The following is a 14,680-nucleotide window of genomic DNA, read 5'->3' as shown; positions in this document are numbered from 1 at the left end:
ATCCTCGCAGACGGTCTTGCAGCGAAGTGTTGCCTCAGCGCCGAGACCTGGCTCGGATGAGGGTCCATGGCCTGCTCCCGGACGCTGTGCCATCGTCCGCTCATGCCGATGAGCGGATGCTGGGAGTCCGGCGTCAGCAAGCTGCCTGGCTCACGTGGAGATCTCGTTGATCACGAATTGTGACAGTCCGGGATCAGGCGATAGTCTTGCTGAGTAGCAGAATGAGCGGGCTTGTTGGTCAGGCGAATTCGCCGAATGTAGCCCCGCCGACCACCCCTACACCATCGCTGTATCAGAGGCTCAATGGTGGCTACACATGGTGGAGCTGAGCAGGCTTCGCATCCGAAGGGGCGAGGAGCGCTGGACGCAACCCTTCAGCTCCGAGCAGATCGACGCCCGGGTTGTCATCCTCGCCCTGCGGCAGCTACTCGCAGCAGAACAGCTCGAACAACTCTCGCTCAAAGCGCTCGACATAGACCCGACCGTCGGCCATACCCTCAAGGCCGCTCGTGACCGCTTCGAGGACGCCCTTCCCGGCATCAAGCACATGCGGGACGCCCTCACGCATTTCGAGGACTGGTCCCGCGTGCGGGACGCCCTCACGCATTTCGAGGACTGGTCCCGCGGTGAGGGCCGGGGAGAGCCTCAGAGGTCCCGTCGGGGTGCTGGTGAGGACCTGCGCGATATCGCGCGGACATTCTCCGGCTTCGGCTACGACTCCAGGGCTGGCACCATCACCCTAGGGCCATACAAGATCGGTGTTGAGACGGCAAGCCGCGCCGCACACATGCTCTGCGAAGCGATCTACGCAGCTGCTCGCGAGGTCGACAAGAAGACCGCGGCTGACCTGCGCGTCAAGGCTGTCCGAATCCTGACCGACGCTGGCGTTAAGCACGCCTTGGCCGACGCGCTGCTGCCGCTCTACTACGGTTTGATCTCCGGCTCCAGCTGTCCACGGACATCGAAGCCCTAGACGGGCGCGCGGAACTGGCACGGCAAGTCACCACCGCTCTCGCTAGTGCCCGCATCCGCCTGATGTCGTCCAGCCACCCGCAGGCCCAAGACATAGCTGAGCGGTTGGCGAGGGGAGAGTCGTTGTATGTGAGACTGTCCGGCCCACCAACTCCCCATAGCCAAATCAGTTAGCGCGAACGGGTCGTCTGACATACCGTAGCCACGGACGGTAAGCGCGGTATCGGATGACCTCCAGCGATACAGATTGGGTACTTCTCGCGGCGCGAGCAGCGCCAGATCACTCGATTGCGGAGATCACGGCGCGCCTGACCGAGCCGCAAAAGCAGTGCCCTGATGCGAGGTGCGGCACGACAGGCGAACCGATGGTACCCGCGGCCAGTGAAGAGCCAGACCGCGATCTTGAAACCCATTTAAAGGCGATCCACCGCCCCATGTCGATCAGCGTGCGCCACCCGTCAATAAACGACACGAGAAATCGAGACATATCCATTGGCGCGTGTGTAGCGACGAATGATCTCAGCAGGGTGAGATGAGCGCTTCAATCACCACCTTCCGGCTTGCTAGACGATGGCGCGGACTCGAAATGGTTAACGCTCACCCCGAAGCCAAATCTGCCATTGCCGACGGCGTTTACGAGGGTCTCGTAAAGGTCTGGGCGGAGGAGTAGGTCGGCTCCGTAAATGGCTGGTTCAAGTGGACTGTAGTTGCCGTCGTGGATGAGGAATCCGCGCCATTGCCGGCCGACGATTGCTGCGCCGTGGTCGTCGACGAGGGCGTGACGTAGTGCTGGTGCTTCGGGGCGAAGCCCAAGGAGAGCGATAACCTCGATCCGGGGGACGAGCGCGAAGGGTTGGAGACCAACTCCGCGCTCAGGCGCTGGGGAGCCCAATTGGCCCTTGTAGTCGATGAGTGCAGCGAGGGGCCCTTGCGTGGAGTTGATGGTGATGCGGGCATGTTCGGCGTCGAGGCTTGGTGCGAGGCGGTCATAGCGGACGGCCCACGGGTTCGGCGCAGTGTGGGAGATCGGCATGCTATTGACCGGCGGTGATCCGTCGCACGCCTCGAGTCCGGTGGCAATCAGTAGTTGCCGGGCTGGGACGTCGGGGTAGCGGGTTGCGAGTGTCGCTTGCCGCTCGAACATCCCGAGCTGGACCCATCCTCGGTAGGGCTCCTCGATGACGCGTACCAACTCGCCATCTTCACCGGTGAGTTGCCGGACATCCGCGAGGGCCACTGCACCGGCAGGGGGCCACTCAGCGTCGTCTTCGACCCACGGGACGGGCGTCAACGACCAGTTGAGCACACTGGCTCGGGTTGGAGGCCGCGGAACTCTTGATGCTTCGCTGCGCAGCGCCCATCGTATGTTCGGTGCCAAGCGTTGTGCGAGATTGCGTTCGAACCGTCGAGGGTCTGATAGGACTCCCTCCAAGGCTCTCGCGGTCCGGATACCGGCAGCAGCGGCCTGTAGCTCGTTCTCGACGGCCTCTTCGTCCGCGAGGTACGCGTTCGGGATTCGTCGAGCCGATGGTGACCGCAGATGGTCGATCTGTTGGCCGAAGCGCTGTCCGATGTCGTCGACCCGCCCAGCAAGCCGGGCGACGATTGCTTCACGCAGTCCTGGGGGCTGGTTCGCATTCTTGATGAGGTCATCGAGGAAGAGGGTTACCAGGCCGTCAGCCCGCTCCTCCGGTGTCGGCGACGTCATTCGTGCTCCCTCATCAGGTCGTGAAACGCGGCACGCACCTTCGGGTCCGGTTCGGTCGCCGGCGGGTGCGGAACTGGCCGCCCGTGTGCATCCAGGATCTGGTCCGCGAGTACACGAACCGACAACCGATCCGTCCCTGCCAGCTTTGTCAACTCCGCCGCCATCTCATCAGTCAGCTCACCAATCGGCAGGCAGGCGCGTACGACGTCCAACAGCCATGTGGTCCGGCCTGCATCCAACCCTGCCCTCAGTACGTGAACGAGTGCCAGCTGCCCAATCTTCGGGCGGCACATCACCAGCAGGGCGGCGGCGACGAGTGTCTGCCGCAGGTCCGCGCGGAGCGGGTGAGCGATCGTCGCCAGCGCAAGCGCCACCATCGCGACATCTAAGGTGTCCTGCGAGTCAGGGGTTGCGGTCGGCCGATAGGTGTGGCCGCCCCGTTCCGCGATCCCTGGGAGCCGGTGTTGGATGATGGGGAGTGCAGCCTCCCAACATTGGACTGCCGTACCGCCCGGCGCGTAGGTCGGCGTCGCAGCGAGTGCCGCGACCACAGCCTGCGTCACCCCGTACGTGCGCTGCGCATCAGAAACGACCGTCTCGACAACCGCCGTCGCCAGCGTCCTCTCCGCAATAACCGAGTCCAGCGCGTGTGCCGCGGTCCACAGGTGTACGCGTTCCCGTCCGGCGAACCTGCGCCACCCTCCCCCGCCACGGATCCGGGTGTAGGCGAGTGTAAGGCAGTAGCTCGCGACCCTTTTCAATGAGTCGTGGGTGCTACCACTGCGGGCGGCGAGCCCCTCCCCAAGACCAGCAAATACCTCGTTGTTGGAATACCAAGCCACCTCACAGGCGACTTCGTCAACTAGCCTGATACCTGCCTCGGCCCCATGGGCTAGGGTCGTTTCGATAACACGCCACCCGATGGCGTTCGTGAGCGCGTCAAGGTCCCATTTCGGAGCCGCATCATCCCTAGACCGCTGGATCTCGAACTCGCGTGCCGCGAGTACCGCGCCGGCCCGGCCTTCGGGGACCACAGGACGCTGGTCGTTCACAAGTCGCTTCTGTATCTCCTGCGGGTCGGGCTTTGGGGTGGAGGCCCATGCGCTCTTACGCTCCTGCTCCGTGCGCGGCGTCCGGGCCGGGAAAGCCGCCCCACCCAGCCGGACGACTGCCTCGACAAGCTCGGGTGTCACCACGGACTTGGGTTGGTCGCTGGAGTACAGCATCGGCTGATCGTCGTAGGTCGCCGCGACGTTGTTCGCAACGATGGAGAGCATCACGTCTGTCTGCGGGCTCTTGCCGAGCTCATCCTCGAGTCGGGTGAGGAGTTGGAGATCGGTGGTCGGACGACGCCAATCCGTCCCGACGGTGAGGCGCAGGGCCGCCAAGATAATAGGGTCCGCCGCCATGACCTGGGTTTCGAGCAGGTGAGTGTGTGCGGTGTACGCGCGCCTGTCTTCGAACCCGAGTTCGCTGAGGAGGGTGTCGGCGCCGTCGATGGCGGCGGCGGTCGGATCAATGGTTGCGGCCGTCTCCCACCACAGGTCTACGAAGTGTGAGGTGTCGCGGCCGTCGGTGTGTTGCCTCACCAGGTAGACGAGATCGACGAGCTTCTCCAGGCAGGAGCGTGCGGTGTCGATGTCGACGTCGGCGATGTCTTGAACGCTATCGATGATTTCGGAGGCGGTGGGATCCTTGTGTCCACCGTAGCTGGCGAGGAGTAGGCAGGCGCGGCGCCAACATTCGTCGGCTTCATCCTTGGCTCCCGCGGCGATGCAGATGCGGGCCGTTGCGAGTTCGAAGTCGGCAGTGACGCGGTACTGGGTGTTGGTGTCGCAGCGTCGGTCTCGGATGACCTCCATCAGAGCGTGGATGGCGTCGACGCCTATGTGGTCGGAGACGCGAGACAGGATTTCGAGGAGGTCGTTGGTTACCAGGGGTCCATTCTCGGGCAATCCGAAGTTGGTCGTGGTGGTGGTGCCATCGCCGATCGCGACGAGGTGGGCGAGAACCGGATCGATATCGTTGGGTTGGACGACAACGAGCGAGTCCTCGACGACCTTGTGGATGAATGAGTGAATGGAATATAGGTCGCACGCTCGTGGGTTCCCGGTGAACGGATGTGCTTCTGCCGCGAGGTCTGCGAGCGCGACCAGGACGGCCGTGGAGGCTGCTTCGGCCGTGGTGACATCTGCGGCGACGTCGTCTGCGATACCGATGGTCCCCACGGCGTACCGCAGCCAGGCGCGATAGAAGCCGACGCCTGCGAGTTGGCCCACGTACCTGAGTGGCATGGTCCGGTCGAGGGTGTGGGCGAGTGTGAGGAGCGAAAGCCACCGTTGGATGCTGTCGTAGGTTACGGGGCGACCGTCAAGCACGGCATCGGTAGCGGCCTGGATGTCTGCTTCGAGGTCGGTGGTTCCCAGCCCTGCGAGGACATCAGTGGCCGGGATGCTGTGGTCCAGGTACCTGACGATGTCGAGTGCCGGCGCAAGCGTCCACGCCTGCCGGGCGAGGTCGGCTGGGTTCGGTAGGCCAGGTGCCCCAGATGCGGCGAGGTCGGCGAGTTTCAGGTAGACCCGGGCGGCCTTGTCAGGGTCGGTCATCGCGGCGGCGATATCCGGCATGACGCCTGCCGGGAGACCGGCAGTGAACACCTCGACGAGGTCTTCGAGTGACGCCTTGTGATCCTGTTCGAGGTTTTCGGCGACCCGCTCAGCCAGGTTCGGCGGGATGTCACCCCGCTGGTTATGGCGGCGGAGCGCGCCGAGCTGGATGGCGAGGTGGAGTGCGCCGTCGTGATCGGAGCTGTAGGTGGAGCGTTCGCGCTTCGATTCGGATTCGCGGGCGTCGATGTAGGCGTTCCATGGGGCCGCGTCCCCGGCTCGGTCCACGGACTCACAGATGCGAAGGCCCCACCGTGCCGGGAATGTTGGCCGTCCTTCGTACATAAGCCGCTCGGCTACGACGTCGGCACCAACGATGGCCACCACGACGTCCGCGTACTCGACAATCGAGTCGATCAGCGACTCGGACTCGTAGGTGTCAATCGCCTTGCGGGTCTCGACGCAGGCAATCAGCGTTGGCCAGTCGAGCCGCACTTCGCTTTCACGGGCAACGGTTCCGACGGCCCGCTGAAGCGCCTCCGGTGGTTGGAACGCACGAATGCCTTCGGCGACGAACCCTGGCTGGATGAGCTCCTTCAACTCGTCGTACCGGTCCAGGCGTGCGAGGAGCTCGGGAAGGTGCCGGAACGCCCGTGCGTCGGTGAAGAAGCCACGAGCCGCGAGCCAAGCGCCCGCTCTTTCACGAATGGACGCGACCCACTCGTTGACCGCTTGAAGACACAGGATGCCGCGTTCCATGGAGGACCGTACGCCTACCTGATACGCGACCAGCACCTGTCCACCTTCTATGGGCACCACGACTACTTGGCGATCCCGAAAATCGTTCAAGACATAGCGCGGACCTGCGACTTCGGCCTGCAGGAACTCTTCGAAAGCGCGGCCAGCCCTCACATCGTCAAATTCCGTACAGCCGAGACGACGACACACGCGATTCGCACGGCCTTTTGGTATATCCATGCTTCTCTACGTGGAGAGAAGCTGGGCTGGCACCATATATACGGTCACGATTGCCGCAATGTGGCCGTTCCGCCAGACGACGTCCTGGAAGTCACGCCGGTTTCACAGTGATCTCCCTGCCCATGGCGCAAGGCGTCGTCCCCACCGTGGAGGCCGGGCGCTCGACGACATCCCCGGCACCCAAACGTGGCGTCCGGGCGGCCTCGGTCGCCCGCGTCTTTCGATCTTTGCCGTTATCGGCTCGGCCCGTTTGCTCTCGGCCAGCGGAACGCGAGCGCGAACGCGAGCGTAACCGTACGGCCGGAGAAGGCGATCATTGGGGCCGCGGAATGAGTAGCTCCTTCCTAACGAGCCCAGGACAATAGAGTTGCCGATCATCGATCGGCCAGTCGCTGACCGGGCGGGTGCAAGCGCCCCCGGTCGTGACGTACCTCTGCCGGTATCCCGCAGATGGAGACACACCCATCGTCGCGGGCTGCGGTACGCTGACCGGTCGGTTGGTGATCAGCGGCTTCTTCCCGCTCGGCGGTTGAGCCGTCTCTCGCCCTCTAGGTCCCTGCTGGTATGGCATCAGTACGCTCTTCCTCCTGGGCCGGCGCTTGCGGGGCTCCTCGGGTCGGGGTTCGTGTCGGCGAGAGCGGGAGCACAACCTAACGCACATGGCGAGGCCGAGGTCACGGGCTTGGCTATGCGTCTGCGGGATCGGAACTCGGGAGTGCTCCTGGCGAATCGGTCGCGATCGGGGCCGGGTCACGCCGGCCTGGCCGCGAGTTTCGTGGCGGACCGGTAGCGTTTCCCCCACGCCTCGACGACCGCAACAGGAGCAGCTCGGAGGACCTCCCCCAGTGAACATCCCTGACATCGAGTTCACGCGAATTCGGTCGCTGGGCCCGGGCGGGCAACGCGACGGGTATGAGCAGTTCATCTGTCAACAGGTCGCACAGGAGCCGCCCGCGACTAAGGCCAGGTTCGTCTCATTACACGGAGCCGGTGGCGATGGCGGCGTCGAGTGCTACTGGATGCTGCCTGACGGCACCGAGCACGGCTGGCAGGCCAAGTACTGGACCACCCACACTGACGTCAACAAGGCCCAACTCGACGGGTCCGTCGAGGCCGCCCTGGACCAGCATCCGAACCTGACCAAGTACACGATTGCCATCCCTGCTGATCCGACCGGCCGCACCGGAGGTCGCGGCAAGTCGCTCCTGGAGAAGATCAACAACGCAGGGGGGTGGCTCGAGGGCTGGAAATCGATGGCCACCATGCGCGGTATGACGGTGGAATTTGAGTTCGAGTGGGCGACGAACATCCTTACCCGTCTCGAACGCCTTGACCCCACCGGGATCCAGCGCCGGTACTGGTTCGACGCCGATGTCCTCGCCGCCCAGTGGTGGGAAGACCGGTTGGAAGAGGCGATCGCTGCCGCCCGGCCCCGGTACATGCCCGAGGTGAACGTTGAGGTACCCGCAGCCAGGTCTATTGCGGCGCTCTGCTCCGACGACGAGTGGTGGGCGGTCGTCACCGACCAGATCGATGAGGTCAACGACTCCGCTCGCCGCGTGCGCAACGCTGAGAAGGAAGTGCTCGCCGCAGACCTGAACGCAGCCCTCGACGCCGCCAGCAAGGTCGCTGAGGCTTTAGCTGCATGGCACACCTCGCGCACGACCGCTGGACTCGACGACCTCGCTCAAGCGCTCGATGAAGCCTCGAGAATAGTTAGCGGCCAAGAAGCTGCCGAAGGCGCAGCGATGGACGCCAAGTATCCCGACGGCTGGGACACCCGGAGTTGGCGGCAGTTCCAGGCTGAGTACCAGGTGTCGTTCCCCGCGGCAGCCGTCGATGCTCTGCGCGAACTCGGCAAAAAGCTCACTGATGCCACCGGCCTCCTCATCAGCCCGGTCGGCCGGCTCGCCGCCGCCCAGGTCGCACTGATGACGGGTGCCGCCGGTATCGGGAAGACCTATCTCGCCATCGACGCGGTCGTCCGGCGCCTCGGCCAGGGCCGCCCCAGCGTCATGATCCACGGCCGCTGGTTCACCGACCGCGACCCGCTGACCCACCTGCGCGACGTGCTCAAGATGCCGGCCGACCTCACCAGTGAGGAGGCCATCGCACTCCTCGACGAGAGCGCCCGCGTCGCAGGCGTCCCGGCCCTCCTCGTCATCGATGCGCTCAACGACACCCGCCCACGGTCCATGTGGCGCGACAACCTCGACCGGCTTATCACCACCGTCGGCCGATACTCCAACGTCCGGCTCCTTCTGACCGCCCGCACGCACTACGTCGGCCAGGTCCTCCCGCCCGGGCTCACCCTGGCGAAGTTCGAGCACACCGGGTTCGAAGGGGTCGAGTTCGAGGCGGTCAGTGAGTACGCCGCGTTCTACGGCCTGGAACCGCCGACGTCGCCGCCTATCCACGGCGAGTTCGACAACCCGCTTTACCTGCGCCTGGTCTGCGAAGCGCTCAAGAGCAATACCCGGCTGTCCCTAGACCAGGCCACCATGGGCCTCGGCGAGCTGACTCAGATGGTCCTTGACAATGCGAACGACATCGTCAGTGACCGGATTGATGCCTCACCGTCCGACCGCGTCGTCCACGAGGCAATGCACGCCCTCGCCTCAGCCATCGCCGACGGCGGCGGCGATCCGCTGCTGACTCGTACCCAGGCCCAAGCCCAGCTGGCATCGATCTGGTCCGACCGGAGCGCCGAGAAATCACTCCTCGACGCGCTCATCGCCCAAGGGCTTCTCGAAGAAGACATCGTCCCGGATGGCACCCCCTACGGCGCAGACGTCATCGCCATCACGTTCGAACGCATCGGACACCACCTCATCGTCTCCGACGCCCTCTCCGACGTCACCGACGCCGCCGGCATCACGGCCCAGCTTGGTGGTCGCCTCGGCAGGGTCATCGGCCTCGGCGGTACGATCGACCTCGGCCTTCTCGAAGCAACCTCCATCGTCGTCGCGGAACGTTTCGGGCTTGAGCTCACCGAGTTCCGCACTGAGATCGGTGACGACGACGCCATCGCGGCTGCCGTCGTCGCCGGAATCGGATGGCGCAACGACAGCTCAATCACCGACGCCACCCGAGACATCGTCATCGACGCGCTCCGCCGAAACGACGTATGCTCCGACACGCTGACAATGCTGTTCCGTCTCGCCGCCCGGCCCAGCCACCCCCTGAACGCCGACTGCCTCCACGCATTCCTCACCGGCCTGAACATGGCGGCTCGCGACTCGTTTCTGCCCGGCTGGTTCCACATCACCCACGACACCAGCGGAGCAGTCGACCGGCTCATCCGGTGGGCCAGGGAGAAGCCGCTGGACCACGTCGGTGAGCAAACCACCCGCCTGTGGGTCACAGCGCTCCTGTGGGCAACCAGCGCCAGCGACCGCCGCGTCCGAGAACCGGTAACCATCGCCGCCGCCCGTCTCCTGACCCGCCACCCGAGTCAGGCGGCCGGGCTGCTAGACCGCTTCACCGTGGTAGACGACGAGTGGGTCATCGAACGAGCCTGCGAGGCCCCATACGCGGCCCTCCTTGTGAGCGGCACCCAAGACGACTGGGAGGCCGCAGCCGAGGTGGTGTGGAAGAACGTCTTCTCCGTGCCGTCGGAGGTCACCCCAAACGCCGCCGTGCGTGATGCCGCTCGCAGCATCCTCGAAGCCGCCAACGACCGCGGAGCTCTCCCCGCTGGCGTCAACGTCGACCAGTTCCGGCCGCCCTACACCAGCGACTGGCCCCTCACCTGGCCCACAGACGAAGACATCGCCTCGTACGACACCAGCAACTACCCGAAGCTGGTCCACTCGGCCACCGGCGACGACTTCTTCATCTACCAACTCAGCCCCGAACTCCGAGACCGCCCCGGCATCGACCTTGCCTCTGCCGCCCGGTGGGTCGTCACCGAAGTCATCCGCCTCGGGTACCAGCCCCACCTCCACGCATCCTTCGACAGCTACGTCCTCGGCGAGTTCGGCTTCGGCCGGTCCAAGCCGGCATGGATTGAACGCATCGGCAAAAAGTACCAGTGGATAGCACTCAATCGCCTCATCGGCATCGTCTCCGACCACGCCCCCAAAACCCCCGACAGATGGGACCCGCCAGCGCCCGCCGTCCCTGGCCCACACACCGACATCTCCCGGCAGGTCGACCCGACCGTCGTCGAGTTCTCCCCCAACCCGACCCCACGTTCATGGGTGCCCGCCTACAATTGGGCGTCCACCGTCGCGAAGACCGACGCCGAGTGGGTCGCCGACGACACCGACCTCCCCGACATCGCAGTCAACGAAGCCGTCTTCGAAGGCCACCCCCACATCGTCCTGGCGGGCACCTACAACTGGAACAACGGCTCCGACACCACAAAGCGCAACCGGGGTATCTGGTCCCATCTCTACGCCCATCTGGTCGCAACCCAGGACCTTGCTACCGCCATCAGCGAACTCGAAGAGCGCGATCTCCTCGACCAGACAATCGCCAACAACCCCGAACTGCACCACGGATACGTCGGCGAATTCCCCTACGGCCATCACCACGGAGAAGAACTCCACATGATGCGCCGTGAATGGACCGAGCCACTCACCGTCCCCACCCAGCCCGCCGCCTGGCGCCTCCTCGGCGAGTACGAGTACGCCCCCGAAGACCAGAACACCATCTCCCTATACATGCCCGCCCCCGAGTTCTTCGGACTCGCTCCCGGCGAGCTCCGATGGAATGGACGTAACGGCTGGACCGACGAAACGAGCCAGCTCGTCGCGACCGTTCGGCACGCGGGCAAACTTGGACAGAACGAACTCCTCGTTGACGCTGAGTGGCTCGAACGGTGGCTCATCGCCGAGCAGAAGTCGATGATCTGGGTCGAGAACACCGGCAAGGACGTATACAGAGACCTCGGTAGCGGAGACAACCACCCTGGGAGGCTGGCCCGCTCCCAGGTACGGTCCTGGACCCCCGGGGAAAACATGCAGACCGCTGCACCCGGCTGGTACCGCCTCGCAGCCAGCACCTCCTGAACCCCGCGATCGGCGCGAACGGCAGGTTGCATCATCCTGTCCACTTGCTCGCCTACGATGTCTTGCCAGACCCCCGCACGTGCAAATGGTTTGTCTCCGGGATGATCATATCTATTTGCACATATCCCCTGTCGTCCCTCGGTGAGCCGTACCGGATCGCGATCGGAGGCTAGGGCATCCCCTATGCGCCACCGCGGGCCGGGGGAGGTTCCGACCCGCATGTGTGGCGTCTCGCGAACGTCCGCTCATGCCGCCAACCGCGCGAGTGAGTGGCGAATCTTGTGCGCCCGCTCGTTCCAATAACCGGATGTTTTGGTGTTCCTTACAGTCGGCACGGTGAACGGGACCGTGGCGGATCGATTCTGAACTCGAATCCCTGGTGGACGTCGCCCAGGCCAACGAGATCGTTGATCGTATACGGCCCGGGTCGTCACCATGCGAGACAAGCTGGGCCGCCCTTACCAGTCGGCCAGCGGCTGGAAGACCAGCGCATCTGAAGTACGAGCGTATCGCCAGGACTCCAGGCGATAGGCGCCGCTGGGACGGTCGAGCGGGTGGTGGTTGCGCAGACTGCAGATCAGTAGGTCACTGGCTTGGATCTCGTTCGGCCACTCGGGCGGGACCGTGATGCCAGTTTCTGTCCGATACGGGTTCCTAGCCACCACTCCGGTCACCCATTCCGTGGGGACCTCGCCAGGTCCTGCGGGTTTCTGGGTCTCATCTGCCTGGACATCGGGCCAAAAGCTGGGTGGTAGGTCGTCGTGGACGACGACGTAGCCGACTACCTCCAGGATCGGCGCTTCGCTCCGTGGCCAGGAGAACCGAGTGAGCGCCGAGGTGGTCATCGGACGAAAATAATGAAAGACCCCGGTCTGGTACCGCTCGAACAGATGGCGGAGCGGTCCAGTGTCCAGGGGTACGCCCGGCAACTGAAACGACACGTTACAGCGATACACCCGTCTGGTCGTGTGCATCGCGACATCTGCGGTAATGGTATAGAAGCCTCCGCCTGGGCAAGTGTCGAAATAGACGACCTGCTCCGTATGGTGTGCATCAATCAGGTCCGCAGTACGTGCTTCCCATGCGCGCAGGGCGTCACAAAGGGTTCGGGCGCCGACGCCGTGCCAGTTCACCGTGGACTGCTGGATGATCCATCGTGGTTCCGAGCCCCTCAAGCCGAGGCGGGACAGAGTGTGTACGAGGTCGACAACGTGCTCCTGGTTGAAGACCCGCAGCGGCAAATCAACACTGACGCCGTGCCCGCCGGGGTATTCCCAATCCACGTCCGGCACCTGGGGAACGAAGACGAACTCCCCGAACTGTCCGTCGCTGGTGAACGAGTCCACTGGGGCAAGATCGGTATCGAGCAGTCGCGTCGTGGACTCTGGCAGGTCTCTGGATGGGCGGGGCCGCGGCTGAGCCTTGCGGTCGGCGGCCAACTGCACCTCACCGTGGGCGACCAGCCGCTCGTGTTTGGAGCGCAGCAGTGCCAACAAATCTCTGGGCGTCTTCAGGGTCTGAGCTATCTCTTCCTCACCGAAGAGCAGGATCGGTGCGCGGTTCCGGTAGCGGCGCAGGTCCTCCACCACTGACTCGGTAAACCCGCTGACACTGATGATCACACCTATCACGGTTCTGGATGCCGTCCGATCCATACGGCTCCGCACGGCATCCACGACACCGACGTCAACGGGAGCGTTTTGCCACTTGGCCTCGATGAGGTACCAGGTGTCTTCGTAGCGGGCCACCAGATCTGTCTGCCGCGGAGCCGCCACGGAGGGATCACGGTCTACGCAGAAGTGTGCCTGCTGGAACAACCGCTCCAGCAACTCTTCGAAGCGCCGGCCCCGCTGGTGGGCGGACACGATCGCTGCTAGCCGCTGATAGTCACCCAACAACGATTCCCACATACCTGCCGCTCCTTGATTAGATCATCAATTACTTACCGGAGCACGGAGACCACGTGAGAGTACCGCAGGTACCTCGAGTTCGAACTGGGTCGCGCATCTGCCGGAGTTCATCGAGCATCCTCTAGGGGCGCTCATTGTCAGCCACGATTGCAGCGTCTTGGTTCGGGCCCCTACCTGGCAACATCCGCTCATGCCGCCGATCGGGCGAGTGGCGGGGTCCATCTTGGAACGTGATGCACGGCGCAGACTGGTCGCGTTGGCTTCGCGTGGTCGATCGTGTCGGGCGGATCTGGTCATCAGTGAGCTGTGGCGAGGCATCCGGGTTTTGTAGGTAGTCCTTCACACCGCTGAGCCCAGTCGCGGAGGTCGTCGGCGAATCTGGTCGACAATCGGTCGAGGTAGCCGTCCGGGTTATTGCTTCTACTCCGGGCGGCCTCCTGCAACTCGCTGAGCATAACCCGTTGGGTGCCCTGCATAAAATCTTTGTAGCCGAGGTCGTTGAGCCTGCCGATCAATGAATCGATGAGCTTGCCGATGCAGCCCCGCACACGGTCGTCGGAATCCTCGCGCCAGATGCCGTAGAGACGCACGGCGACTGCACGCAGTGCGCTCTCGTCGGGCGGTCCGGCCAGTGTCATGTTTACCAAGGCCTCGACCAGCAGCAGCTTGGCCCGTGGGCTTAGATCGGGGATCCAGCAGCCCTCCACCGCACTCGGCCAGTGCAGGGACTGACAGGGATTGAGGCGAGTCGCGTGACGGCACAGCAGTTCGGCGGCGATGAGCTGTGCATTGGACGACGGCGAGCGTAATGCCGCGTCGATGATGAGCACAGCGGTTTCTTTGGCGACACGCGGGTTCTCGTCGGACCACAGGTCGACCAGCAGGGTCACGGCGAGACCGGCGTTGTCGAGCTTGGTAAGCGCGAGGAGCCCGGAGGCCAGCGCGGCCGGATCGGACGAGGCCCCGCCATTGGGGGCGATCAACTGCCCCGCACGCATCGCCGCGTCCAGCCGGAGCTGGCGGCTCTGTTCGGCTTGCTCTGTCTGCAGCCGATGCTCGGTCTGGCGGTTCACCATCAGCCCGATCAGCGACACCGACGCCGTCACCAGAACGCCGATGAAGGTGAGCACGGCCGCAAGCCGCGTAGCCTCCCCCTCACCCAGTTGCAGCGGGCCGAGCAGCAGGCCAGCTGGCAGGACGGCCATCATCAACAGCACTCCAGCCGCGAAGAAGACGATCTTCTTGTCGTCCCTGCCCATGCTGATCCTCCTCGCAAAGCGGAGCACCATCGTGGCGCGTCGTCTTGGAGGCGGCGGCGTCCAGGCCTCAATCGGACACGTTGCGTCTCCTGCCAGTCCGGAGCATGTTTCCCTGTTCCCGACAACGGACATCCGCTCATGCCGCAGATCGGTTGGCCAGCGTTACGCCTGGGCTGGTTGTGTCCTCGCGACGTAGACCGTGTTGGTCACGGTCCGCTCCTGAAGAGGGCTG

The 14,680-nt window shown here is 64.3% G+C and carries 7 protein-coding genes; 3 read left to right on the top strand and 4 right to left on the bottom strand.

The features are described 5' to 3' along the window. The first annotated feature begins 316 nt into the window (after nucleotides 1-316). Nucleotides 317-973: a hypothetical protein gene (locus E1300_RS17075; protein WP_207399791.1), complete on the top strand. Its 657-nt coding sequence runs from the start codon at nucleotides 317-319 to the stop codon at nucleotides 971-973. Nucleotides 974-1,513: 540 nt separating this feature from the next. Here E1300_RS17075 and E1300_RS17070 read toward each other — a convergent pair. Together E1300_RS17070 and E1300_RS17065 are read right to left on the bottom strand one after the other, a co-directional pair. Next, nucleotides 1,514-2,680 (bottom strand): hypothetical protein, encoded by a 1,167-nt coding sequence (locus E1300_RS17070; protein ID WP_131757997.1) that lies wholly within the window; start codon nucleotides 2,678-2,680, stop codon nucleotides 1,514-1,516. Then, nucleotides 2,677-6,081 (bottom strand): hypothetical protein, encoded by a 3,405-nt coding sequence (locus tag E1300_RS17065; protein ID WP_131757996.1) that lies wholly within the window; start codon nucleotides 6,079-6,081, stop codon nucleotides 2,677-2,679. Before E1300_RS17065 ends, E1300_RS17070 begins: the two co-directional genes overlap by 4 nt. Nucleotides 6,082-6,111: 30 nt before the next feature. On the opposite strand from E1300_RS17065, the gene E1300_RS17060 reads away from it, so the two are divergent. Then, nucleotides 6,112-6,375, top strand: coding sequence for a hypothetical protein (locus tag E1300_RS17060; RefSeq protein WP_131757995.1), 264 nt, complete (start codon nucleotides 6,112-6,114; stop codon nucleotides 6,373-6,375). 734 nt (nucleotides 6,376-7,109) lie between these two features. Continuing rightward, complete coding sequence (locus E1300_RS17055) at nucleotides 7,110-11,279, top strand: NACHT domain-containing protein (protein ID WP_131757994.1); 4,170 nt, start codon at nucleotides 7,110-7,112, stop codon at nucleotides 11,277-11,279. A 458-nt stretch (nucleotides 11,280-11,737) separates the two neighbouring features. Here E1300_RS17055 and E1300_RS17050 read toward each other — a convergent pair whose 3' ends face one another. Further along, the gene (locus E1300_RS17050; RefSeq protein ID WP_131757993.1) at nucleotides 11,738-13,189 is read right to left on the bottom strand and encodes a restriction endonuclease; all 1,452 of its coding nucleotides are present in this window, start codon (nucleotides 13,187-13,189) and stop codon (nucleotides 11,738-11,740) included. 296 nt (nucleotides 13,190-13,485) lie between these two features. Further along, nucleotides 13,486-14,448 carry a hypothetical protein gene (locus E1300_RS17045; protein WP_131757992.1) on the bottom strand — a complete coding sequence of 321 codons (963 nt, stop codon included), beginning with the start codon at nucleotides 14,446-14,448 and terminating at the stop codon, nucleotides 13,486-13,488. Between the last annotated feature and the right edge of the window lie 232 nt (nucleotides 14,449-14,680).

Origin of the sequence: Actinomadura fibrosa (genome assembly GCF_900659615.1) — a bacterium.
In the GTDB taxonomy this organism is placed as follows: domain Bacteria; phylum Actinomycetota; class Actinomycetes; order Streptosporangiales; family Streptosporangiaceae; genus Spirillospora; species Spirillospora fibrosa.
This window is presented reverse-complemented; position numbering and strand designations above follow the sequence as displayed.